Source organism: Bartonella sp. TT67HLJMS, assembly GCF_042193375.1.
Classification (GTDB): Bacteria; Pseudomonadota; Alphaproteobacteria; order Rhizobiales; family Rhizobiaceae; genus Bartonella; species Bartonella grahamii.
The window spans coordinates 276641-300979 of the sequence record NZ_JBHILP010000001.1 but is presented as its reverse complement, the minus strand read 5'-3'; the positions used below and the strand labels follow the sequence as shown (position 1 = coordinate 300979).

Annotated in this window: 19 protein-coding genes and 1 tRNA gene; 6 read left to right on the top strand and 14 right to left on the bottom strand. The window is 38.0% G+C overall.

Annotated features, from left to right (window positions below):
- Positions 1–131 precede the first annotated feature (131 nt).
- Both ACFIJQ_RS01080 and ACFIJQ_RS01075 read right to left on the bottom strand, forming a co-directional pair.
- The gene (locus ACFIJQ_RS01080; protein ID WP_375628098.1) at positions 132–1691 is read right to left on the bottom strand and encodes a heme biosynthesis protein HemY; all 1560 of its coding nucleotides are present in this window, start codon (positions 1689–1691) and stop codon (positions 132–134) included.
- An 11-nt stretch (positions 1692–1702) separates the two neighbouring features.
- Entirely contained in the window at positions 1703–2887 is a 1185-nt protein-coding gene (locus ACFIJQ_RS01075) for a COG4223 family protein (protein ID WP_375628097.1), read from the bottom strand.
- Positions 2888–3272: 385 nt separating this feature from the next.
- On the opposite strand from ACFIJQ_RS01075, the gene tsaD reads away from it, so the two are divergent.
- The 3 genes from tsaD to ACFIJQ_RS01060 all read left to right on the top strand — a co-directional run bounded on the left by tsaD (position 3273) and on the right by ACFIJQ_RS01060 (position 6883).
- Entirely contained in the window at positions 3273–4367 is a 1095-nt protein-coding gene (gene tsaD, locus ACFIJQ_RS01070) for a tRNA (adenosine(37)-N6)-threonylcarbamoyltransferase complex transferase subunit TsaD (RefSeq protein WP_015857065.1), read from the top strand.
- A gap of 610 nt (positions 4368–4977) precedes the next feature.
- Positions 4978–5412: an EVE domain-containing protein gene (locus ACFIJQ_RS01065; RefSeq protein WP_015857066.1), complete on the top strand. Its 435-nt coding sequence runs from the start codon at positions 4978–4980 to the stop codon at positions 5410–5412.
- 790 nt (positions 5413–6202) lie between these two features.
- Entirely contained in the window at positions 6203–6883 is a 681-nt protein-coding gene (locus ACFIJQ_RS01060) for a response regulator transcription factor (RefSeq protein WP_375628095.1), read from the top strand.
- Between the two features lie 144 nt (positions 6884–7027).
- Here ACFIJQ_RS01060 and ACFIJQ_RS01055 read toward each other — a convergent pair whose 3' ends face one another.
- From ACFIJQ_RS01055 to argH, 5 genes are all read right to left on the bottom strand, one after another.
- Positions 7028–7798, bottom strand: coding sequence for a class I SAM-dependent methyltransferase (locus ACFIJQ_RS01055; protein WP_375628093.1), 771 nt, complete (start codon positions 7796–7798; stop codon positions 7028–7030).
- 222 nt (positions 7799–8020) lie between these two features.
- Positions 8021–10450 carry a TIGR02302 family protein gene (locus ACFIJQ_RS01050; protein WP_375628091.1) on the bottom strand — a complete coding sequence of 810 codons (2430 nt, stop codon included), beginning with the start codon at positions 10448–10450 and terminating at the stop codon, positions 8021–8023.
- Between the two features lie 116 nt (positions 10451–10566).
- On the bottom strand, positions 10567–11841 hold the full coding sequence (gene lysA, locus ACFIJQ_RS01045) for a diaminopimelate decarboxylase (protein WP_375628089.1): 1275 nt from the start codon (positions 11839–11841) through the stop codon (positions 10567–10569).
- A 9-nt stretch (positions 11842–11850) separates the two neighbouring features.
- Positions 11851–12030, bottom strand: a complete 180-nt coding sequence (locus tag ACFIJQ_RS01040) for an LPS translocon maturation chaperone LptM (RefSeq protein ID WP_273787590.1) — start codon at positions 12028–12030, stop codon at positions 11851–11853.
- A 51-nt stretch (positions 12031–12081) separates the two neighbouring features.
- Positions 12082–13482: an argininosuccinate lyase gene (gene argH, locus ACFIJQ_RS01035; RefSeq protein ID WP_375628087.1), complete on the bottom strand. Its 1401-nt coding sequence runs from the start codon at positions 13480–13482 to the stop codon at positions 12082–12084.
- Between the two features lie 32 nt (positions 13483–13514).
- On the opposite strand from argH, the gene ACFIJQ_RS01030 reads away from it, so the two are divergent.
- A complete protein-coding gene (locus ACFIJQ_RS01030; protein WP_375628085.1) occupies positions 13515–14210 on the top strand; it encodes a TlpA disulfide reductase family protein in 696 nt (231 codons plus the stop codon).
- 1 nt (position 14211) lies between these two features.
- Here the strand turns inward: ACFIJQ_RS01030 and ACFIJQ_RS01025 are convergent, their stop codons facing one another.
- The 7 genes from ACFIJQ_RS01025 to ACFIJQ_RS00995 all read right to left on the bottom strand — a co-directional run bounded on the left by ACFIJQ_RS01025 (position 14212) and on the right by ACFIJQ_RS00995 (position 22541).
- Positions 14212–14688 carry a YaiI/YqxD family protein gene (locus tag ACFIJQ_RS01025; protein WP_375628135.1) on the bottom strand — a complete coding sequence of 159 codons (477 nt, stop codon included), beginning with the start codon at positions 14686–14688 and terminating at the stop codon, positions 14212–14214.
- Positions 14689–14709: 21 nt separating this feature from the next.
- Entirely contained in the window at positions 14710–15576 is an 867-nt protein-coding gene (locus ACFIJQ_RS01020; RefSeq protein WP_015857075.1) for a YihY/virulence factor BrkB family protein, read from the bottom strand.
- Between the two features lie 410 nt (positions 15577–15986).
- On the bottom strand, positions 15987–16916 hold the full coding sequence (locus ACFIJQ_RS01015) for a prephenate/arogenate dehydrogenase family protein (protein WP_273787586.1): 930 nt from the start codon (positions 16914–16916) through the stop codon (positions 15987–15989).
- Positions 16917–18772: 1856 nt separating this feature from the next.
- Complete coding sequence (holA, locus tag ACFIJQ_RS01010) at positions 18773–19813, bottom strand: DNA polymerase III subunit delta (RefSeq protein ID WP_273787585.1); 1041 nt, start codon at positions 19811–19813, stop codon at positions 18773–18775.
- A gap of 4 nt (positions 19814–19817) precedes the next feature.
- Positions 19818–20612, bottom strand: a complete 795-nt coding sequence (locus tag ACFIJQ_RS01005) for an ABC transporter ATP-binding protein (protein ID WP_273787584.1) — start codon at positions 20610–20612, stop codon at positions 19818–19820.
- Entirely contained in the window at positions 20605–21501 is an 897-nt protein-coding gene (locus ACFIJQ_RS01000; protein ID WP_273787583.1) for an ABC transporter permease, read from the bottom strand. The genes ACFIJQ_RS01005 and ACFIJQ_RS01000 overlap by 8 nt, the downstream gene beginning before the upstream one ends.
- Positions 21502–21563: 62 nt before the next feature.
- Positions 21564–22541: an ABC transporter substrate-binding protein gene (locus ACFIJQ_RS00995; RefSeq protein ID WP_273787582.1), complete on the bottom strand. Its 978-nt coding sequence runs from the start codon at positions 22539–22541 to the stop codon at positions 21564–21566.
- A 185-nt stretch (positions 22542–22726) separates the two neighbouring features.
- On the opposite strand from ACFIJQ_RS00995, the gene ACFIJQ_RS00990 reads away from it, so the two are divergent.
- Positions 22727–22801, top strand: a tRNA-Gly gene (locus ACFIJQ_RS00990).
- A gap of 540 nt (positions 22802–23341) precedes the next feature.
- Positions 23342–24073: a GNAT family N-acetyltransferase gene (locus tag ACFIJQ_RS00985; protein ID WP_375628081.1), complete on the top strand. Its 732-nt coding sequence runs from the start codon at positions 23342–23344 to the stop codon at positions 24071–24073.
- The last annotated feature ends 266 nt before the right edge of the window (positions 24074–24339 follow it).

Here is a 24339-nt window from a genome sequence, read left to right as displayed (position 1 = left end):
CCTCTGCAACCAAGCAAAACTTCATTTTTAAAGCATAAGAGAATAATTTTATTGGACAAGACTAACGATGTTTTTTCTTCTAGGTTAATTATTTCTTCTGAGAAAACACTCATATATCACATTGGCGCAATTTAAAATAAACGAAATTTTTTCCTCGATAAAGATGTTTCTTCTTCTGTTTTCACCCCTGGATCATCAACATTTAAGTGAGTTTGACTGAACATTTTTACATCTTGTTCTTTTATATCTTGTTTCTCCACCTGCACATTATGCAAAAGAGAATCGTCTATAGGTGTTAATTTTTCAAGCTTCTTATCTTCAACACCATCACTTTTTCCCGTAACATACTCTTTGTCTTGCTTTTTCGACACAATATTGTCCGCCTCTAATGTGAGAGAAGGCATACAGGGAGGCGCCTTCCATTCAAAACCGCCCAAACGTCCACTGATTGGAGAAACCGCTGACCAAGAAGAAAAAATTGACCCATCACACATCCATACTGGATCACGTTCAGCACGAAGTGCTAAAGAAAGCCATTGACGCACAGCACCTTGATTGTTTCCCTGTGCCTCTTCAATATCTGCCAACAATAAATAAACACTTTCCCGTGGATGATACTGTAATGCTTTTTTTGCCTGCTCTCTCGCTAATGCTGTTTCACCAGCATCTAAAGCTGCTTTAGCAATAAGGAAAGCCGATTCAAATGCATCTTTATTATAAGAAGCAAGCGTCTTAGCCCTTTTCAATCGCCCAATGGCTCCCTCTTCTCTTTCGAGATAAAGGGACGCCAAATCAGGATGAGGATCCTTTTGCCAAGCCGCTATAATCATTTTATCCGCTTTACGCGTTTCATTTAACTTATAAAGAATATCAGCAGCAATAACTATTATTGGAACAAAATCAGGCGCCAATTTATGGGCTTTCAAAATGGCTTCACGTGCTTGTACAGGATGTGTATCAAACAAAGAAAGTGCCTGCCCACTTAATAGTAAAACCTGTATATGCTGCCGCTCTGGAGTCGCGCGAACAGAACGCGGGAGAGCTTTTTGCGCTCTTTCAAAAATAGTAAGTGCCTTATCCCATTTACCCTCAGTACTTAACCGATCAAGCACCGCCTGATGCGCCCATAAAAGTGCTGGCGATAAAGTCAGTGCCTCTTCGGCATATTGTTGCGCTGCCTCATAAGCTTTACTCTTCATCGCTTCACGAAACAAACCATAAAGTCCAACCAATTTTGTCGAATCTTCCTTTCTCATCTCCTCATAAAGACCGATGGCGCGAACAGAATTATTTTGTAAAGACAAGGTTCGCGCTTGTAAGAGTTTTACCAATGGCTCTTGTTTTCCTGCAAGATATTTAGCAACCTGTGCTTCCATTTTTTGCGCAACCATACTATCACCAGCAAAAGTTGCAAGAATCCCCTTTGAAAGAGCTTCATAACCGCGCTTTTTATGGCGTTTATACAAATAATTGGAAAGAGCACTCGGTAAGGAAAAAAAGAAAGACAATAACCACCATAAAAGCACCAGCGTTACAAAAAGCAAAATAAGCACACTTAACACTGTAAGCAATGAAGCAGAAAATCTGAAATGCAAAAATGTAAGAACAAAAATACCATTGTGATTAGCAACCCACGCGAAAGCTAAACCGAGGATACAAACAACAAAAGTATAAATAAAAACACGTATCATCTTGGGCCTATTTACATCTTTGTTGCCTTAAAAGATCCTTGTTGCACAGACAATAACAATTGCTGCAACAACTGTTGAATAGCAATATGTCTTTCAAGCTGCTTAACAAAATCCATTGAAACATCTTTTGCACTTTGTGGCAATGATTGCCATTCGCTCAAAGCCTTTTCGTAATCACCAGCTTGAATAGCAACTTCCATGCGTGCCGCAATAGCCCCCAGCGTTGTCCCTTCAACATTGCCAATCGGTCGCGAAACAATAAGCCCTTTTATCCACGCTAAAATTCGGTCGAAAAAACCAGCATCTGACGCAACAATATTTTGCGTACCAACAATTGCATCGGCAACATGAGAAAAATCAACAGAAAGTTGTGCTGAACTTGGAAGACCCACAGTAGCTGTTTTTTGCAACACATCAAGTCCATCAATTGAAGGCGATAATTGCTGTAACAGCTTTAATTCATTATTATAAGATCCCCCACGCTCTATAGCATTTTTTAATGAACTAATTGCTGTAAAGAGTGCGGTATCTATTTCTCTTTTCTCACTATTTTTAACAGCAGTTTCTTCCTGTATAGCTTCTAACTGTTGTTTTAACGCAGCAAGATCATTTGCATTGCTCTGCCCAACAGACAAAGCCGTCTCTATCTCTTTCGAGTCTCTAACAAAAGTTTGTACAGTTTCTTCAAGAGCTTTTACTTTTTCCTCTAAAATCGCAAAAGCTTTTTTGCTTTCTTCTTTCGATAGTTCATCGTTTTTCGTTGTTTTAAACTGTTGTGCTGAGAAAGAAGAAAACTCTGTTTTTAACGCATCGATTTCTTGAAGTACCCGCCTCAATTGTTCCTTTGTGTCTTCACCTTGACTTTTTGCGGCTTCAGCAATCTGCAAAGCTTTTTCCCCCCCAACAGAATTTGCCACAAAAGGAGAAGGAAAAAGACCAGCCCATTGAAGCCCCATAAAAATTCCCAAAGCAATGAATCCCCCCAAAATTCCAGAAAGGGACAAGAAAAGCCAAGTTGTACTAGAGCTACTTTTATCCTGACCTTGCATATTCTGTTTTTCTCGCGCATGAGACTCTACAGAATCGTGGATTTTTTCCTCTGAATCATGGGGAACAGCTTCATGTTCAATAACTGGTTTCTTACGGCGCGTACCAGCATAATGTGGTTTAACTTTTGGTTTTGAAGAATCGACCATCTCTGTCACTTTTTGTGCACACTTTTTTTAATGATAAAATAATAAAATGAAAAAAGTTTTAAAAATGAAGCTTTTCTCAAATATCTTCGTTTGTTTTACATTCTTTTTATAAAGAGTATAACTTTATAGAAATTTTCCAAATATCATTTTGCTCAATAATATTTACAATTATAGACTTTAATAGACAAGTTTTAAAAAACACATTTGCATTTTATACTCAAAAATACAGCTTTATTTTTTAATCAACAATATCATGAAATTCAAAGAAAATGCCAAAACACATATTTTTTCATAGAAAAATCAATTCTAAGAGAAATACTTTGCATCTTTTTCTGTTCATGGTACGCACGCAGGAAAGAAGCTTCAATATAAGGTTTTGTTTAAAATGCGTCTGCTGGGAATAGAAACAAGTTGTGATGAAACGGCAGCGGCTGTCATTGAATATAACAATGAATCAAACAGCCGAATTCTTTCCAATGTTGTTTGGAGCCAAATTGATCACCATGCACCTTACGGCGGTGTTGTTCCTGAAATTGCTGCTCGTGCCCATGTTGAAGTTCTTGATCATTTAATTCTGCAAGCACTAACAGAAGCAAACACAAAATTAAAAGATATTGATGGCATTGCAGCCACCAGTGGACCAGGTTTGATAGGAGGATTGTTGGTAGGCGTTATGAGCGCAAAAGCTCTCTCTCTTGCCACTGGCAAACCATTTATTGCGGTAAATCACTTAGAGGGACATGCTTTAACAGCTGTGTTAACGCACAACGTTAGCTTTCCTTATTTATTACTTTTAGTTTCAGGGGGTCATACACAAACAATCATTGTTCATGGAGTAGGCAACTACCAACGTTTAGGAACCACCATTGATGATGCATTAGGAGAGGCCTTTGATAAAACTGCAAAACTTTTAGGTCTTCCTTATCCTGGTGGACCAGCACTTGAAAAAGCAGCTTTATTTGGTGATAAAAATCGCATCCCCCTTCCACGCCCTTTAAAAGGTGAAAAACGGTTAGATTTTTCTTTTTCAGGACTCAAAACTGCTGTTCGACAAGCCGCAACAGCCATAGCTCCTCTTACGGAAAATGATATTGCTGACATTGCCGCAAGTTTTCAAGCCGCCGTGACCGATACAGTACATGATCGTATTCACCTAGCCCTACAACACTTTACCCACCAATATCCTCTCTCTCATGATCAAGGAAAGCGTTCTCCTGCTTTGGTTGTCGCAGGCGGTGTTGCTGCAAACCAAGCCATTCGTTCTACGTTGCAAGAACTTGCCTATCAACATGGTTTTGAATTTATAGCTCCTCCTCTTTCCTTGTGTACCGATAATGCTGCAATGATTGCTTTTGCCGGTGCACAAAAACTCGCACGAGGAGAAACAAGCTCTCTTGACATTGCACCCCGCTCACGCTGGCCATTAGATGAAAAAGCCACGCCCTTGATCGGGATGGGACGCCGTGGAACAAAAGCATAATAAAACTGACACCCCCACACACATCTTAAAGAACGAAGATTTCTACTCAATCCGGTCTGTAAATAGTCCGAATTCCCTATCGAGCGGAATCCACCTGCTTCCCACTCACACAATTCACTTAACCCAAAGCTCGACAAGCAAACCTAAATATTCACCACACATTCTAAAAAATTTCATGTTTCAAAAAACTGCCTTATATCATTACACTTCAAATGACGGTATTTTACGGCATAATAAGATCTACTCTCTCCCACGAAGTATAGATATGAAAGCCATTCTTTGACCTCATCATCTTTGATCATCTATTCGTTTCGTTGCCATTGTGATCTTGAAGCTTTTTAGAATCAATTTTCTTAATTTTCTCCAACAAACTCTTATAGTGACCGCATTTCAAACCATAGCTGAAAAGATAAGCAAAGAGCAAAATACCCTTATACAACATGAAATATCAATGGATCGCGTTTCTCTGCTACACGTTATTTTGAAACAAGAAAAAACAGATAATGCCCGTTCTTTACCCCATTTTAAAAATCATCGTTGATGGTGTTACAAAGATGCTTATAAAAATGCACATGATGAATGCATAACAGTCTATGAAAAAGGAGAACTCATGGCTTATTGGCTTTTTAAATCTGAACCCCATAAGTGGTCATGGGAGATGCAAAAGAAAAAAGGAGCTGATGGCGAACAATGGGATGGTGTACGCAATTATCAAGCCCGTAATAATATGCGCGCCATGAAATATGGCGATAAAGGTTTTTTTTATCACTCAAATAAAGGTTTAGAAATTGTAGGCATTGTAGAAATATGTGCTGAAGCACACCCTGATTCTACAAGCTCTGATCCACGCTGGGAATGTGTGGATATCCGTGCACTTTGTGACATGCCAACACCTGTTTCATTAAAACAAATTAAAGCCAATCCCAAACTAGCAAATATGGTACTGGTTAAAGCCAGCCGCTTATCAGTACAACCCGTGACAGAAGATGAATGGAAAGAAGTTTGTTTGATGGGGAACCTTAAGAGGGAAATGCTTGTATCTTAAAACAATAATTTTTATTCATTAACTCATATAAAAAATGCTTCATAGCATTGCACAAAAAATCTCTTTATGATGCATCTTTTCGGCATTGCTAAATGCAAAGCTTACTCAACGATTATAATAAGCAACACCACGAACATCACACACAAAAACCCCTCGCACACAAATGCAACGAAAAAACAAAACTGAACGTGGATAAAAAACAATAAAAATGACCGTGAAATTCTCCTAAACAGTGCATATGTGTTAGGTGTTGCACAGTTCTCTTCAGGCTTAAACAACGCATCATATTGAGTGTTCATTGTTTTACATGTTGGATGGGAGCCCCTCATACCGCAGGATTCTCTCATTCCCAACCTATTTATATTGAATCAATCAAAATCTATTTTTTTGCACATTACAAGCAGAAAAAGTCCCGTATAGATAAAAAACGTGAAAGAAAGGACTAAAAATTCCTCTTATGAAGAGTCTCAAGTGCCAAAAACTGTCCGCAACACCCACGAACTGGCAAAGTGTATAATAGTGCCGGCTTTGTTTCTCCATAAACGTAAAGATGATAACACTCAATAGCTAAAACACGTTCTAAAGCATAAAAAAACACCTCCAACCAATACGTCAAATACTCTGCAGACGGAAATACCTTCTTTCCAGCAAGCAATCATAGAAATTATAAATGTGTATTTTAGAGACGCTCTTTTTAACTTTCCTCTTTTAATTTTTCTTGCATGAAATCTCATTTTTCACGAAACTACTCTTTACCAATCAGTGCATCAACATGCCTATAAGGAAAAACATGAACCACTATACTCTTTTAATTGTTGAAGACGACGATCTACGCCCCGTTTTAGTAGAACAATTGCAAATGCATCAAGAGTTTGAAATTTTCCAAGCAAAAACAGCAGAAGAGGGAATGAAAATAATCCAAGAAGAAAATATTGATCTCGCTATTTTGGGACTTAAATTTCCTGATCTTGATGGTTTCAAAGCCGTGAAAAAATTACGCATCCAAGGATTTCGTGCCCCCATTATTATGATAACAAATCATGATACAGACAGCGATAATATTTTAGATCTTGAAACAGGCGCCAATGATTATGTGACAAAACCCTTTCGCTTTGCGGTGTTATTAGCGAGAATTCGAGCACAGTTGCGCCAATATGAACAAAATGAAGACACAACCTTTCATATTGGCCCCTATACTTTTAAACTGAAACAAAGACTTCTTCTTGATCAATGCAACAATAAAATCTGTCTCACAGAAAAAGAAGCAGCAATTCTTAAATGTCTCTATTATGCCAATGATAAAATTGTCAGCCGTGAAACATTGTTAGAACAAGTTTGGGGTTATAATGAAAATATTGTCACCCATACTTTAGAAACCCATATCTATCGTTTGCGACAAAAAATCGAAAAAGATCCCTCCAATGCACAAATTCTCATGACAGATCAAAATGGTTATCGTTTAAATCTTTAATTCGAGATTTACTGTTTCAAAAATAATTTTAATATCTTAAATGAAAACAAAAACGAGATGAAAAAAACCTTCACATATAATGTGCAAAAATTGAAATAAGAAAATCCTTCTATATTTGCGGTTCTTATGCCAATGGCAAAATGATTAATTATCTTTATAAATTAAAATATTTCTCACTTGTGGAGATAAAGCAGGAATAAAAACACGTCGCGATTGACGACGCTGTACCAGCAAACCCTGATAAACACGTTTTTGTGCCTGACACATTAAGAGTCCCCCAAAATAAGGCAAAAGATAGCGTGCAAATGGCTCATAAAAAAATGAGAACAACCGCGAAACATAACCCGTAGAGGGCATATAATGTACAATTTCTTGTATTGACCCAGAAACAAAATTTGTTTTTTCGAACAAACGAGTAATTTGTTGCCGACTATAAGGCTCGCCATAACCAAAGGGCGTAGTAATATTGCGCGCCCAAAAACCAGAGCGATTAGGTACAATAACGATCAAGTGGCCATTGGGTGCTAAAACACGCCATATTTCATTCAACGTTTCAAATGAATTTTCTGTATATTCTAATGCATGTACCAATAAAATACAATCAACTGACGCATCAGGAAGCGGCAAATCTTCTTCAAAAACAAGCGCTGTAGCAACTTGCTCAGCACAAGGCCAAGGCGAAGCACCCTGGGAAGCTGGCATAAAAGCAAAACATTGTTGGGCACGTTCACGCAATGTAGAAAGATAAGGAAGTGCATAACCCAACCCCATAATCCGTTTATCTGTAAGATCAGGCCACCATAAATTCAATTGGTCACACAGCGTCTTTTGCACACGCAGCCCAAGTGCAGAAGCATAAAAATCTTTCAGCGTAACGATATCCAACTCAACATACCATGTAGAAACAAATTTCAAACATTACAGATTTTCATATACCAAACTTATATGGACTTCTGCTCTTTTTCCGCAACAGCGAACATTTCAATATTTCATATTTTAAACTTAAATGATTAAAAAATCAGTACAAAAGGATGATTATTGCATTACAAGCGCTTTAATCATTTTCTTGGAGATGAACCCCATAGAGGTTCTTCATACACTGTTTCTGACATCAATTAAGAAAAAAGCCAACACTGGTTAATTAAAATGAAGCAATCTTTCAAGATAGTTTTTTTCTTCTTCTGGAATATGCTCTTTACCAAGACGCTTGCGAATTTCATCCAAAATCTGCCGCGTACGCATTTGATCACTTTTTTGTGGTAGTGCCTCACCTTCTTGTTCTTCACCTTTTTTTGAAGAAAGTGGACGTCCTAACGGATCTTTAGGACCAGAATCAGCATTTTGATCATTTCCCGTTTCTTTAAGTGTTTCGCGCATTTTTTTCAAAACATTTTGTGCACCTTGCCTCAAAGATTCCAAAGCGTCAGACTGATTTTGTATAGATACCTGATGATTTCCATTATCAAGAGCATTTTCCGCAGAACTCATTTTTTCTTCTGCCCTTTTCAATGCGCCCCCTGTTTCAAATCCTTGTTCTGATAATTCTTTTTCTAATGTTGATAATTCAGACTGCAATTCAGCTTGACGTTTTTTTAAAGATTTTTTCTGTGTTTCCGGCACATTTTCTCCGCGTTTTTGTTCCATCTCTAACTGATGTGTTTCATTGAGAATTTCTTGCTGACGACGCATTAAATCTCCAAGCTGGTCCATCTTTTCTTTCATTTGTGCAGATTGGCTTTTTTCTCCCTCATTTTGATTGCCTTTTTGCACATGCAAATGATCAAGCGTCTGTTCAACTTCCGCCAAGAGTTGTTCAGCTGCTAAAGAAGAGCCCGTTTTAGCCATTTCCTCAATTAAATTTAGCTTTTCTTGTAATGTAGCTTCAGAAAGATTGGAGCTTTTTGAGCTTTTAGAATTTTTAGAAACTTGACTATCTGGTGCTTTTTCAGCCAAAGCACGAATATACTCATCCATAGCTTGACGTAAATCTGCCATAAGCCGTTCAATTTCTGCCGCTGAAGCACCGTAACGCAATGCATCACGTAAAGCAGCTTGTGCTTGTTTTAAATTTTTTTGCACGGATTCAAGCTGATTATCTTCAATACCCAAAGCAATTTGCCATAAATAATCCACCACACCACGCAAATCATCTTCTGTTTGTGCTAAAGAAAGTCTTGTCCACGCACTTTGTAGAACAAGAAAATGCTTTACATTTTGCAAACCTTTTTCTGGACGCACAAGCAAAGCAGAAAGCATATCCAATACACGCTCTCTCGCAGAAGCATCAAGCGCTAATAAACGACGCAATTCACTCACCGCACGCGCGACAGGATTTGAAAAAACGTGTTGCGGTAATGTCATAACAAAAGTTTTGCTACGCCCTTTCTGCCCAGCACCATCTTCTGCCACCAAAGTAATTTTGGCTTGCGAACCTGCCCATGGATGCGCTGATATATCTTGCACCATCCGCATTTTCCCCTTTCCACCACGCGGAAGAAGAAGCTCTATTTCCGGAGCATTATAAAGAGAAGAAGCACTTTTGTTCTGAGAAAGAAAAGGCTCTATTTCAACAAAAGCCTTTGTCACACCATAATCATCATCCACCACATATCGTAACTCTAACGATCCCGTTAAAATCCGCCCTGGTTTTTCCAGCCAATGAATTGTCGGAAGCGTATCCTTGATCATCTGCAAATGCCACTGCTGTTTTTTACGACGTGATGATACAAATAAATTCATTGAATGATTTAAATGTGTTTCAAAATGAGCGATTGGATCATTCAAAGCTGTTTGTTCCTTTTTCTCTGAAAACGAAACTTCCCTCCCATCTTCTACAGACTTTGCTTTTACTGTAACGCCAGCCCCATTGACAACACGCACAACAACATTACTCCCTTCAGGGATTTCTAGTTGTGTTTTCTCATCTTTTGTCAAATAAATCGGTGCCACACCGGTATAAGCCGGTGGTGTTACCCAAGCATCAATCCGCATGAATTTTTCATCAACAACAGGACGAAAATCAAAGGCATCAGCCAAATGCCCCCCTTGTGAACCAAAAGAAAAACTAAAAGCGCAAACAAAAAGAAGAACACACAAAGCCCTTAAAGCTAAAGGATCATAATCCGCACTATTAAGAGAGATAAATCCAGTTTTTAAATGGTATAATTGCTTTGCCATTCGGCGTTGATGTTCACGCCAAATAACAGCACTAAAATCTTCATCATTTTCAGAACATAAACGATCTGTCTGAATATTCAAAGGCTGGTGTCTAAGATCATTGACGCGTTCAAGACGGCAATTCACTTCCCGTATTGTGGGAAACCGAAAACGAACAAGAAAAAATAAACTCGCCCCAGCACAAACAAGTATAACCCCAAGTAAGAGCAAATGTGACCAATAGCCCAAAATGCCAAAAAGTCCCAACCAGCTAAACGAACAAAAGAGACTAACAACGAGGAAAAATGGCAACAACCGTACCCACATCCGTTCAAATGAAAGGATTCCCCACATCAAAATGCGCACACACAAAAGCTTCATTGCAAAGCCTTTGATGTTTTTATTTTTCATAAACAAGCATTTATCCCCTTTTATCGTGGTGCATTAAGATCATAAACCCCATACAAGACAATTTCTAGAAAATAAATTGTTTCATCAAAGTTTAGTAAAAATAAGACCAAAAACACTTAAGAATTCTCAACCCAATCAGGAATATGATCACATCCCATCAATTGAGCATAATCAAGACGTGGACGAATAACCGCATAACACGTATCTTGAACGAGAACTTCTGGGACCAAAAGTCGGCTATTATAAGTACTCGCCATCACAGCACCATAAGCTCCAGCTTGCGTAATTGCTAAAAGATCACCAGGTGCCAAAATCGGCAAGTAACGATCTAATGCTAAATAATCGCCAGTCTCACAAACAGAACCAACAATATCTGCACGAATAAGGGGAGCGTCTTTTGCTGCTTTTTTCACAAGGACGACATTTTGCCAAGCATCATAAAGCGTTGGACGCATCAGATCATTCATCGCCGCATCTACAATAACAAAATTCCGCCCTTGTCCCCTTTTTAAATAGAGAACAGATGTCATCAGTACACCAGCTTGACCCACAATGCTCCGCCCCGGCTCCACAACAATATTAATCCCTAAAGGAGCAATATATTTCTTTACCAGCGCAGCATAATCAAAAGGAGAAGGTACAGTATGTTGTTCACAACCATAGGCAATACCAAGCCCACCACCGATATCTATATGCGTTATTGCATAGCCATCGCTCCACAATTGACGCACACAATCTGCAATAAGAAAGAATGCCTCTTCAAATGGCTTTAAGTCACAAATCTGACTGCCAATATGCATATCAATACCGCAAACCTGCAATCCAGGTAAAGAGTCCGCTTTTTTATAAGCCTCTCTTGCCAACAACAATGGAATACCAAATTTATTTTCAGATTTTCCTGTTGTAATTTTCTTATGGGTCTTTGCATCAACATCTGGATTAATGCGTAATGAAACACGTGCTATCTTTGAAAGGGCAACAGCACGTTGAGATAACTGTTCAAGTTCCGGCTCTGATTCAACGTTAAAACAATAAATATCCTGAGCAAGAGCAAAATCTATCTCTCTCATGGTTTTACCAACACCAGAATAAACAATACGATGTGCCGGAATACCAACAGCAAGGGCGCGCCGTAATTCCCCTTCTGAAACCACATCAGCTCCCGCTCCATTGTTCGCTAAAAGCCGTAAAACTGCTTGATTAGAATTGGCTTTAACCGCATAAGCAAGCAGACTAGGCATCCCTTGAAATGCCTTTTTATAGTCTTTAAAACGTGTAACCAATGCATTGGCGGAATAACAATAAAAAGGAGTCCCCACCTCCTGCGCAAGAACAGCAAGTGAACAACCCTCAGCATGAAGCATACCTTGATGGTAAGAGAAAAAATCCACACTTTCCTCCTACTTTATCAAACGATCAAGAATAAAAGGTTTATCATCTTCACTTTGAGTAACAGATGTTCCTTGCACAGACTTTTCCACACTTGTAATAGGCATTTCCAATGACCCTTTACGCCCACACCCAGCGACACAAACGCCTCCTAAAAGGACAATCATCAACCCCTTTAATATAATTTTCATCTGTCCTCTTTCCTCATCTCGATCTCTTTTTTACCTTTAAAATACAATCACTCAAGCGCTCACAAGACGCTTTTTCCAATACGCAATTTGCCGAAGAACCTCTGAAGGTGCTGTTCCCCCAAAGCTTTTGCGACTTTCAACAGATTTTTCAACGGTCAAAACATCAAAAAGTGTCGCATTGATATTAGAACAAATTGCTTGAAGTTCATCTAATGATAAATCCTGAAGGCGACACTGTTTTTTTTCTGCCAATGCCACAGCACACCCTGTAATATGATGTGCTTCGCGAAAAGGAATCCCTGATTCGCGTACAAGCCAATCAGCAAAATCTGTAGCTGTTGCATAGCCAGAATCAGCGGCTTGTTTCATAGCTTCTTTATTAACTTGTAAATCACCAATAATCCCTGTCATTGCCGCTAAGGATAATTCTAAACTCATAGCCCCATCAAAGACATATTCTTTATCTTCTTGCATATCCTTTGAATAAGCAAGGGGTAACCCTTTCATCACCGTTAACAACCCCATCAATGCACCATTCAACCGTCCTACTTTAGCCCGCACAAGTTCGGCAGCATCAGGATTTCGCTTTTGCGGCATAATAGAGGAACCCGTTGAAAAAGCATCTGATAAACGAATAAAATAAAACTGTTCACTTGACCAAAGAATTATTTCTTCTGCTAAACGTGAAAGATGTGTTGCACAAAGAGCGCCAGCGCTTAAAAATTCCAATGCAAAATCACGATCAGAAACACTATCAATCGAATTGCGTGTGGGTTCTCGAAAGCCTAGCGCTTTTGCTGTCATAAAACGATCAATTGGAAAGCCTGTCCCCGCTAAAGCAGCCGCCCCTAAAGGCGATTCATTCATGCGCTCAAGAGCATCACGCATCCGCGATAAATCTCGACCAAACATTTCAACGTAAGCCATCATATAATGGCCAAATGTTACCGGTTGAGCCAATTGTAAATGCGTAAAGCCTGGCATAAAGGTATCAACATGTTGTTCTGCTCGAATAAGTAATTGCTCTATCAATCCTTTTAAAGCTTGTGCTATCTTTTGCGTTGCTTCACGCACCCACAAGCGAAAATCAACAGCAACTTGATCATTGCGTGAACGCGCCGTGTGCAAACGCCCTGCGACAGGACCAATCAATTCGCTCAGCCGCGCTTCAATATTCATATGAATATCTTCAAGCTTTCGTGAAAAAACAAATTTACCGTCTTCAATTTCTTGGCGAATAAGTTTCAAACCATGAACAATTTTTTCATAATCTGATTGTGAAATGATTTTCGTTTGCGCTAACATAGCCGCATGAGAAAGGGAACCTTCAATATCTTGTCGATAAAGTTTTTGATCAAAATCAATTGAGGCATTAATTTCTTCCATAATTGCAGAAGGACCTGCCGCAAACCGACCACCCCACATTTGGTTCTTTAACTTCTCATCTGTCATATTCTGAAAACACCCATACAAAGGACAAAATTATGATTTCTCAAATTTTCATCAGCGAAAAAAACAATAAAAAAAGGCAATTCTCCCTTGCATTCTTTATCATTGCATTGAGTTTATACGCAACCATAAACTACGATAACAAAAGAGAGTCTTTCCTTTTCAATTTCATTTCAGCAGCAAAAGCAGAAAAAATAAACACTGATAAAACACGAGCAGAAAAAATGATGGCGATCCGAAAAGCAGCAAAAGGCTTTTTTAGCCACATACGATTTGCTGATACGCCCTCAGATATGAAGAAACTCTCTTTCAAGGATATTCAAGGAAAAGAGCGCACACTCAGCGAATTTACTGGAAAACCGATGCTGGTCAATCTATGGGCTATTTGGTGTGCACCTTGCCGCACAGAAATGCCCGAACTTGCGCAATTAAAACATGAATTAGGTGGAGAAAACTTTGATGTCATAGCTATTAATATCGATAAAACTGCTTCTCCTGAAAAAATTCAGCAATTTTTACAGAATATTCATGCGGATAATTTGCTTTACTATCGCGATGAAACAATGGATATTTTCAACAATGTTAGAAAACAGGGGCTTGCTTTAGGACTCCCCATTACATTTCTCATCGATAAAGAGGGATATCTCATTGCTTCCTTCAATGGTGCAGCTCCATGGGCCAATGACGATGCCAAAGCACTTATAAAAGCTGTTATAAAAGAAGCCCTATAACCTAATAACCGCGCCTTTTTAAACGTTGTATAACGAGATCCAGTGCTGATAAAAAAGCAGAACGGTCTTTATGACAAAAAGGACGGGGACCACCTGTTATACTGCCCTGTCCCCGTAAATCTTCCATCAAATTGCGCATCGCCAGAGCTTGACCAATTGAATTTACATCAAAAATACGCCCCGTTGGCGAAAGACAAAAACCCCCAGCTTGCACAACCCGTGCTGCTAAAGGAATATCACTGGTAATAACGATACTTGCCTCATGCACATGTTCTACGATCCAATCATCAGCACAATTGAATTCACCAGCAACGACCACTCTTTCAATGAACGCTTCATCTGGAAGGGACAAAAAACGATTTGCTACAACAAATGTCTTAAGCTGATAACGATTCATCACACGATAAACTTCATCTTTTACAGGACAAGCATCCGCATCAATCAACAAAGTGATAGCAGGCTTTATTGGGATATTCATACCTTGGCTTTCACGCAATAGTTAAGTTCTTTCATATTCATCTGAATGTTGCAAATGCTTGCGATGAAACATTATCGCCGCGTTTATTTCTCCTCCCAAAATAAAAATTGCACTCAATATGTAAAGAAAAATAATAGCAACCATAATAGATGCTAACCCTGCATAGGTAGAAATATAATCAAACATTGTTAAATATTGAGCAAAAGCAATTGAAGCCATAAACCATACAAACATTGTCAGTACAATTCCTGGTAAAATATCTATAAACTTCCGCCGCTCTGCTGGTAGCCATTTATGAACAATCAAAAGGCTTACAAAGAGAACAACCGCTGCGATTATGTAACGCCATAGACGAATGACACCGATATATTCTGTAATGAAAAAAGGATGATTTTGCATAATCTTGATAAGCAGAGGTGTTAAAATCAACAAAACGCTGATCACAATAAGACCTACAGCTCCAAGAATCACAAAAAACAAACTTTGAAAACGACAAAACAACAAGCTACGCCGATCAACAACACGATAAGCTCTATTTAAAGCTGTACGTAATGCCTCTACCCCATTAGAGGCAAAATAAGCCGCCCCAATAACAGAAACTGTCAACACTCCTCCCCGCTGTATGGTTAAAACATTGATAATTTCCTGAGATAAAGGCTCTGCAATGACATCTGGTAATAACTGCACCAAAGCTTTGATTTTTTGCGGTGTATATGTAAAAGCACCAAGAAAACTGGCAAGAGAAGTTCCAAAAATAAAAAAAGGAAAAAATGCTAAAAGCCCAGAGAGCGCGACATGGCTTGCAAAAGCACTCCCATTATCACGCCAATAATGGCTTACTGCGTCAACAAGGATACGATAGCTATACCAAAAGATATTTCTTAACAAATCTCTATACTTTCTGGTAAAACTCTTCCTCTGTCTATTTCAAGCTTTATAAAAAACATCAAAACTCTGCAAACAAACATTTTCCGATGTTGCAATATAAATGGCAATAATCAATACGGTCAAGCCTAACTTTATACTAAAACAAAAACAACAACCCACTATATGAAATTCTACAACGACTTCATTTTTTTGTCTCTTCTATAGATCAGTAACCTCTTCTGTACATCATATGCCCTATAGAGAGTTAAGCACGATAATCTTGCACACATAAAACCTTTTGAAGTCATGGTTATCTGTATCGAAGCAATCGCCACTCTTTTTTATTGCAATCTATGACTGAATAGAGAAAAAACTTCTTATCGATTTCTAGAAAAAACCAATGAAATTCAACAAAAAACCCTTGCTTTTATTCACCCTTTTTTAGAAACACTCTGACGTCCAAAATCAGGAGCATCAATTTCCTGTCCAGCATCAATAATATTGCGACGTACAGCACGCGTACGTGTAAAAAAGTTAAACAATGTCTCACCATCTCCTAAACGAATTGCCTGCTCTAAAAAAGCAAGCCCCTCACTAAAACGGCTCAACATTTCTAAAATAGCATCCTTATTATGCAAACAAATATCGCGCCACATAACAGGATCAGAAGATGCTAAACGTGTAAAATCACGAAAACCGGAAGCGGAATAAGCAATGACTTCTGAATTTGTTACTTTTTCTAAATCACTCGCTGTCCCAACAGTATTATAAGCAATCAAATGCGGCAAATGTGAAACAATAGCCAAAACAAGATCATGATGTTTAGGATCCATCTTTTCGACACGCGCACCACAAGCTTCCCAAAACGCTGTTAATTGTGCGACAGCAGCAGCATCACTCTCAGCAAAAGGCGTTAAAATACACCAACGATTCATAAATAAATCAGCAAAACCAGCATCCGGTCCTGAATATTCCGTTCCAGCAATTGGATGCCCTGGAATAAAATGAACTGTTTTTGGCAATAAAGGTGCCATTTCCGCAATAACCAACGCTTTCGTAGAACCAACATCACTCACAATCGCTCCAGGTTTTAAATGATCACGAATGGTTTTTGCTACTTCTGCACTAGCCCCAACAGGAACAGAAAGAATAACCAAATCTGCTCCTTCAACAGCTTTTGCATTATCTGTCGTATAAAAGTCCCCAAGCTCCAATTCGCGTGCTCTTTTCAAGGTTTCTGAACGACGTGTTGCAATAGAAATCTGAGCCGCAAGATTTTTCTTTTTAATAACTCTTGCTAAAGAAGACCCAATCAGACCGATTCCAATGAGTGCTATTTTTTCAAATTGAATATGGGGCATCTTTCACCTTCAAAGATTCTTTGCAAATGGCAATAAAAACAATTGTAAAATCATAATTTTCCTGTCTGTTTGTTCAAGAGTTATGCGTAAAACATTAAAAAACGACAACTAGGAAATAAAGAATAACGCAATTTACCAATCATCACCTGCGCAAGCTGACAACAGATCATTTTACCTAGAAAATACATAAAAATTAAATGCACTCTCAATTAAGATAACAACGACTCTACATAAAATCTCATCAGTTTACTTTATCTTACTAATTTACTCACAAAAAACGCATCAAAAGCGTAAGCAGACACCAACTCTTTCCAAATTATCCCAATACGTTCATTAATTTGTACATCAGACCTATATAAGAATGTATTACGCCTCCACCTACAACATCAACACAAGTTTTATGAATATTGAAAACACCATAAAATAACCCATACAAAAAATACCATTAAAAACATTTTCCTCTCCCGACTCCTGATACCGTAAATCAAACAAATATGAGAAAAACACGCCCTCTCAATAAAGAAAAAGTTTGATAACAAAAACACCGAATATCCCTTTAATGGAGTCATACTCCTCACGTAAAACAAAGCGCCCTAAACAGGATAGATTTGGATTACAAATTCATGCGTTTGTTTTAAAAAGACATCTCTCTCCCCAACCTATCTCACGACAGTGTTTGTAAATGTTATAACTATAAATCCATTAAGCACGACCCTCTTCACACTTAATAAAACACTATCATTATATTTGCCTACCTCCAATGTTGCAAAAAACCTTGGAATTTGAGAGCATTCATAAGAGGCATTTTTAGTGCTTTCTTGCACAGTTTTTATCCACACGCCTCCACTTATGACGTGCAAAAGACATCGTTTTGATTGACTCAATATAAAAAATGATGAGTTATAATAATAAACAATGGCTTGCTCTGTTTATAAGACACATTCATTGCTAAGATAATCATCTCTGTATCAAAAATAAAAATCTCCCCATAGGTACTGTCGTTTTCATCATAATCTATTTTGACTTTCTCCTCATCCCACGAAGATTCTTAGTTCATACCGATCTGCAAACAATTCATTTTCTTGTCTAAAAGATTCCACTAATTCACTATTTTAAGTGATTCAATTAATCTGTAATATATTGATTTATAAATATAATAATTGTTTTTCAATTTGAATCATAACTTCAAATACGGTAAAATTCTTCCATCACAAATCCTCTTACCAATTAAAATCTCTTGTCTGCACATCACAAGAAGACATGTGAGAAAAAAATGATGCAAAACGCTCTCTAATACCAAAAACTGTAGCAAATTAGAGACCAGACAAATATATGATGATGCTCTGGCTTGCATTTTTATTAAGCGTAAAGATAGAGATGCTCTGTGGATTTTATATTCTTCACGGAGCACTTTACCGTTATACCATTCACAAAAGCCGTCGCGAAATAGATATGACGCGCATTGATAAATATTTCTAAGAAAGCCTATGAACGTGTCTTCTGTTGTTTGAGATGCTCTGTTTTGCCTGAAGGGTGTTACCCCATTAAGGCACTATGAACCAGCCTAAGATTCACCACATACTCACACAAAAACACCGAATGCGTAAAATTTTACCTGAGCTCTATATCACGAACCAACAGTGTTTTACGACACAACAAGATAATAAAACGGTGTAAAAACTGCCTTTCGAAGATAAATAATTTTTCTGAAGAAAAATTTCTATAAAACTTTCAAGCTCTTCAAGAGCATCCTCAAAACCACAACTAACCTCTACTTGATAACACAATAGTTTTAATTGCTGAAAATACCTCTTTGCCATATTAAAAAAATAAAAAATCATCATATTTCTAAACTGTTAAGCTACTATCTGGCGTCGTGCAATAATTGTAAGCCCTAACAAAACTTGACGAATGATAGCTTCACCCAAAAGTGGATTTTTACGACTGTCTAAAACAGCACTCTGAATTCTTTCCATTGCATAGGAAATCTGTTCTAACTTCCAATATTTTAAAGCTTGTTCAACTGTCTTTTTCCGTTGAAAAAAAATGGGAGGCCGTGCTTGAGAAACCACCGTAAAAGGCGATTTTCCTTCAACTTCTACCTGATAACGCAATAGCTGTAATTGCTGAAAATGCCTTTGTGCTGCACTCAAAATGAAAAAAAGCGCCCCATGCAATGCTGCATGTCGGTTAAAATGCGCTTCAAAGCCTGATATATCGCCCAATAAAAGAGCATCAATGACTTCATCTTGAGAAAGAGCACTGACATCGCTTACAACAGCTTTGACATCTTCAAGAGTAATATGAACATTTGCAGCGTAAAGACAAAGCTTTTCTAATTCACCTCGTGATACAAGGCGATCCGCCCCTAAACTTTCATGCAACCATCTACGTGCATCCAAAGAAAGAGTCTTTTTAAATTGCCCTAAAACCTCATCAATCAAACCGTCAAGAGAACGCATATCATCTGCAAAACAGGGCAGAGCCATTGCTTTTGACGCGGTTTCAACAGCATTGCGCAACCCTGTTCCTTTTTTTAAATCCCCTGCCTCAATGAGAATAAAACAGGCTTCTGGTGGGTTCTCAATTAAAAGTTTCAAGGCAGCAAGAAAACCTTTTTGGTTAGCAGCATTAGAGATCCATATCAAACGGTCTCCCCCAAAAAGCGATAACGTACGCGCTTCATTTTCCAAACGTGCAGGATCTTTATCAATTTCAGCAGCATCCAAACGAATTGTCGAAAATGGATCTTCTATTGCTACCTTTGTAAGTTTTGCAAAACATTGTGCACGCTCACAAATAAGACCACGATCTGGCCCATAAATGAGAACAATAGGAAAAGCACGTGAAAAACGCGTTAAAAACTGATCAACTTCATGTGCTTTTTTCTGAGCCACATTATTAATCCATTAACAGTTCATCATCATCAAGAACTTCCCCGCGAACTTTCTGAAACATGCCAATCAAATCATTGACATCCAAGCCCTTACGCTCTTCATGACAGACATCCAAAATCACTTTTCCACCATGCAACATCAAGGTGCGATCACCATAATCAAGAGCCTGACGCATAGAATGAGTCACCATAATAGTCGTTAACTTTTTATCTTTAACGATTTTTTCAGTCAACCGCATCACAAAATCAGCCATTCCAGGATCAAGCGCTGAGGTATGTTCATCAAGCAATAAAACATCCGCATGAGCTAATGTTGCCATCACAAGGCAAACAGCTTGGCGTTGCCCACCTGATAAACTGTCCATAGGATTATGAATATATGCTTCAAGACCAATGCCTAATTGAGCAATTTTTTCTCGAAAAAATTGCCGTTTCTCATGATTTAAAGCCGAGCGCAAACCACGACGACTTCCTCGAAGAGCAGCAAGAGCCAAATTTTCTTCAATTGTTAAAGAACCACAACTGCCTATCAAAGAATCTTGAAAAACACAAGCAACCTTTCCAGCGCGTTCACTGACTGACTGCCTAGAAACATTTTGCCCATTGATAACCACTTTCCCTGTTGAGGGAAGCGTTGCACCCGCTAAAACACTGAGCAAGGTTGATTTACCAGCGCCATTTGAACCGATAACCGTAACAAAACTACCCTGATCAATTTTAAGGTTAATATCAATTAAAGCCTGTTTTTCCAAAGGTGTTTGCGGTTTAAATGTAACCCCAACATGAGAAAACTCAATCACGTTTACGCCTCCTCCAATAGCGTGGCACAATAAGGGTTAAAATAACCAACAGTGAAGTAATCAACTGAAGATCTGTCGACGTATCAATACCAATTCCATTTGCCTCAAATGCAAATTGCACCGCCACACGATAAAGCACAGACCCCACAATACAGCTGATTATAATCCAAAAAATATTACGCGTACGAAATAAAGTTTCACCAATAATCACAGCTGCCAACCCAAAAACAATTGTTCCAATTCCACCGGTAATATCCGTTGCAATCGCAGTTTGAATATAAAGAGAACCGCCAAGTGCAACACAAGCATTTGAAAGCCCCATACCAAAATAAATTAACGCCGACGTATGAACCCCTTGAGCTGTAGCCATCCGTGGATTAGCTCCCATTGCACGCATAGCAAGACCTATTTCGCTTTCCAAAAAACGCCAAATCAAAAACGCCACAACCAGCAATACAGTACCAATGAAAAGAGGCCGCACAAAAATATCAGACAAACCAAACAGATTATAAAAGGGCGTTAACGCCGTATCAGCAAGCGCTAAATTAACATTAGATCCTCCCATAATTCCCATAATACGAAGATTAACCGTATAGAGCGCTGACATTGTTAAAATGGAAGCCAAAAGATTCAAAATACCAAAACGCAAATTCAACATAGCTGTTAATAAACCAGCTACCATGCCTGCAAAAAAAGCACATGCCATAGCTGCCCATGCATTAAAACCTAAAAGAATCAAAACACCACAGACACAAGACCCAAGAAGAAATGAGCCATCAACTGTTAAATCAGGAAAGTCCAAAACGCGAAAAGAGAGATAAACCCCTATAGCCACAAACGCATAAATAAGACCTAATTCCACAGCGCCAGAAAACGCAAATATATTCATGTAAAGACAATCCCCATGAAAACTTAACGTATTTTATTGTATCAACATCCTATCAATGAAAGTCATTGAATCACTTTTGTCGCACGATCAATAACTGCCTGCGGAATAACAATCCCCGCTTTTTTTGCTGCTTTCATATCAATTCGAATGTCATTATTAGCCGCCTGCACAACGTCAATATCACCAGGCTTTTCACCCTTTAGAATACGCACAACCAACTTCCCAGCATCAACCCCTACATCATAGAAATTCACACCTTGCGTCATAAAAGGACCGCGTCCAATAGAATTAGCATCAACAGTAAATATAGGAACATTTGCCTCCTGTGTGACCTTTACTGCACCCTCTAAAACAGAAAGAACCGTATTATCAGCAGGAATAAAAATGATATCTACCTTACCGATTAAAGCCCGTGTTGCTGCCTGAACATCTGAAGGCTTTGGTGCTGATGAAGGAATGATTTCAATTCCAACTTTTTTTGCCGCATCCTTTAACACCTTAAGTGTTGAAACCGAGTTTGCTTCAGAAGCATTATAAAGATAACCAATTTTTTTCAAATCTGGTTTTACTTCTTGTAAAAGTTTAATACTTTCTGCAACATCTATACGATCAGAACTCCCCGTCATATTACCGCCAGGTTTGGTAAGCGAAGAAACGATTTTAGCTCCGATAGGATCAGAAATCGCCGCAAAGACGATAGGAATTGTTTTTGTTGCCGCAAGCATTGTTTGTGCTGAAGGCGTGGTAATCGCTACAATAACATCAGGTTTATCACCAACAAATTTACGTGCAATTTGCGTTGCTGTTGAAATGTTGCCTTGCGCTGATAAAAAGGTGAGCTGAAAATTTTCACCTTGCTTATAACCATTTTCTGCAAGAACATCTTCCACACCTTTACGAACGGCATCCGCAGCAGGATGTACCATAATTTGTGTGAGAGCAACTTTAACCTGTTTAACTTGGTCATCCGCTTTTGCAACACTGTTCATCATAAAAACAGCTGCAATGATGATCCCTAATATATTTATTCTCTTCGACATTATACTCCACCCCTCTCTATGCAAAATTAAAAAAGGAATAATCTATTACTGAAGAATCTTCTAAAATCAATCTTTATTTCAATTTATTAAAACATGGACAAAATAAATCAAACTAAAATGATATTTTTTTGTTGCAATTCGTAGAAGCCTACGCCATACAAGCAAGATATATATCGAATCGGTCAGCGGGTGTAGCTCAGGGGTAGAGCACAACCTTGCCAAGGTTGGGGTCGTGGGTTCGAATCCCATCGCCCGCTCCATTGAATTTTGTATTTATTCGTTCTTGCGCGGAGCTGTAGCTTGCCGCTAGGTTTTTTTCACCAATTTATTTTTTCAAAGTTTTTTTTAAATTCGTAATTCCTTGTGAAGCATCTATTGGTTTGGGGGCTTAGATTATCAGATAACAATTTTTAACTTAGACGGATTTTTTCTGGAAGGTTGCTGTTGTCTGTTAAGTCGTTAAAGCCGTGTAAAATAAGCTTGAAAAGCGAAATGAACAATTCCCATTAGTTCATGACGTTATTTGGCAACAATAACTTTATTTCTTGCCATCCCGAGAATAATTTTTCACTATTGGCGGCAGATCTTTTACGACCTTAGCAGGTTATAGAAGCTTATATAAAAGAATTTGGGATTACTTTTGAATTGACAAATTTTTTACAGCCCCAGTATTAAAAGATCAATTTAAAATGATGGATAATGACAAAGAAAACAAATGTTAAACAAATCAAAAATTGACTTATCATTAGAGAATAATTTTTGCTCGAAGGTACGTTTTTTTACCAAAATCATGCCCTAAAATGAAGGTTGTTGATTTTCCAAATGGAGTATCTTCTGTTAATTCAACATTTGCTTCAGACACATTCAATACTGTCTCTGCTAAAAATTTACAAGAAACTATACCTACAAACCAAGCAAAATCCATAATCCATTCCTTTAATGCACAAAAACTACCTTTAGCTTGGTGGGTTGGACCTCATTCGTCTCATTATAAAGTTGATGAAGTTCTCTTATCTATTGGTTTAGAGCATGTTGAAACAGAGGTAGGAATGGCAGCTTTAGCACAAAATATAGACTCACATGTTACTTCTACGCCAGATAATTTCAAAATCAAGGAAGTTGAATCACTTCAAGATTTTAGAGATTACGGAAATGTTATGGCATCAGTCTTCGAGACTTTTGATGAAGAAGCGGTTATATTTTATGAAACAATAGGCCGTTGTTATAAAAAAGATCCCGATGTAGAGATGTTCGTTGGTTACATAAATAATAATCCTGTAGCAATATGTTTTTGTATTAAAGCAGATGGAGTTGGTGGAGTGTATGATATTGTCACCAATCCAGATTTTCAGAAAAGAGGTGTTGGGACATTCATGACAAAAATTGCTATTGAGCATTTAAAAAGAAAGAAATGTCATGTTATTGATATGCAAGCATCTCACGAGGGAATTGGCATTTATAAAAAATTGGGTTTTATAAACTTTGGTGAATTTAAAGTTTATTCCAATAAACACATGATCATTGAGCGATGAATTCTTTTCATCGATAAGCGAACTTATTATTTTCAGCAAAACTCAAATACAGAAAACCAATCTATACAACCAAGAAAGTTTAGCCAATCTCCTTTAATACTGATAGTGAAAAGCTAAAAAGTTATTACAAATATAATTGTTTCAAATGACTCACTCAAATTTTCTTACTTTTATAATTTTCAGGATCATTGTCTTAAAAAAGATATCTATCACAGATCTAAGTTGAACAAGTGAAAATTTTATTTGATATGATTGATAATTTACTG

Coding starts and splice junctions, on each gene's coding strand:
- ACFIJQ_RS01000 (WP_273787583.1), bottom strand. CDS start 21,501: ATGAATATATTTGCGTTTTCTGGCGCTGTGGAATTAGGTCTTATTTAT.
- ACFIJQ_RS01025 (WP_375628135.1), bottom strand. CDS start 14,688: ATGAATATCCCAATAAAGCCTGCTATCACTTTGTTGATTGATGCGGAT.
- ACFIJQ_RS00995 (WP_273787582.1), bottom strand. CDS start 22,541: ATGTCGAAGAGAATAAATATATTAGGGATCATCATTGCAGCTGTTTTT.
- ACFIJQ_RS01065 (WP_015857066.1), top strand. CDS start 4,978: ATGGCTTATTGGCTTTTTAAATCTGAACCCCATAAGTGGTCATGGGAG.
- ACFIJQ_RS00985 (WP_375628081.1), top strand. CDS start 23,342: ATGAAGGTTGTTGATTTTCCAAATGGAGTATCTTCTGTTAATTCAACA.
- ACFIJQ_RS01015 (WP_273787586.1), bottom strand. CDS start 16,916: ATGCCCCATATTCAATTTGAAAAAATAGCACTCATTGGAATCGGTCTG.
- argH (WP_375628087.1), bottom strand. CDS start 13,482: ATGACAGATGAGAAGTTAAAGAACCAAATGTGGGGTGGTCGGTTTGCG.
- ACFIJQ_RS01060 (WP_375628095.1), top strand. CDS start 6,203: ATGAACCACTATACTCTTTTAATTGTTGAAGACGACGATCTACGCCCC.
- tsaD (WP_015857065.1), top strand. CDS start 3,273: ATGCGTCTGCTGGGAATAGAAACAAGTTGTGATGAAACGGCAGCGGCT.
- ACFIJQ_RS01030 (WP_375628085.1), top strand. CDS start 13,515: ATGATTTCTCAAATTTTCATCAGCGAAAAAAACAATAAAAAAAGGCAA.
- ACFIJQ_RS01050 (WP_375628091.1), bottom strand. CDS start 10,450: ATGAAAAATAAAAACATCAAAGGCTTTGCAATGAAGCTTTTGTGTGTG.
- ACFIJQ_RS01040 (WP_273787590.1), bottom strand. CDS start 12,030: ATGAAAATTATATTAAAGGGGTTGATGATTGTCCTTTTAGGAGGCGTT.
- ACFIJQ_RS01075 (WP_375628097.1), bottom strand. CDS start 2,887: ATGGTCGATTCTTCAAAACCAAAAGTTAAACCACATTATGCTGGTACG.
- ACFIJQ_RS01080 (WP_375628098.1), bottom strand. CDS start 1,691: ATGATACGTGTTTTTATTTATACTTTTGTTGTTTGTATCCTCGGTTTA.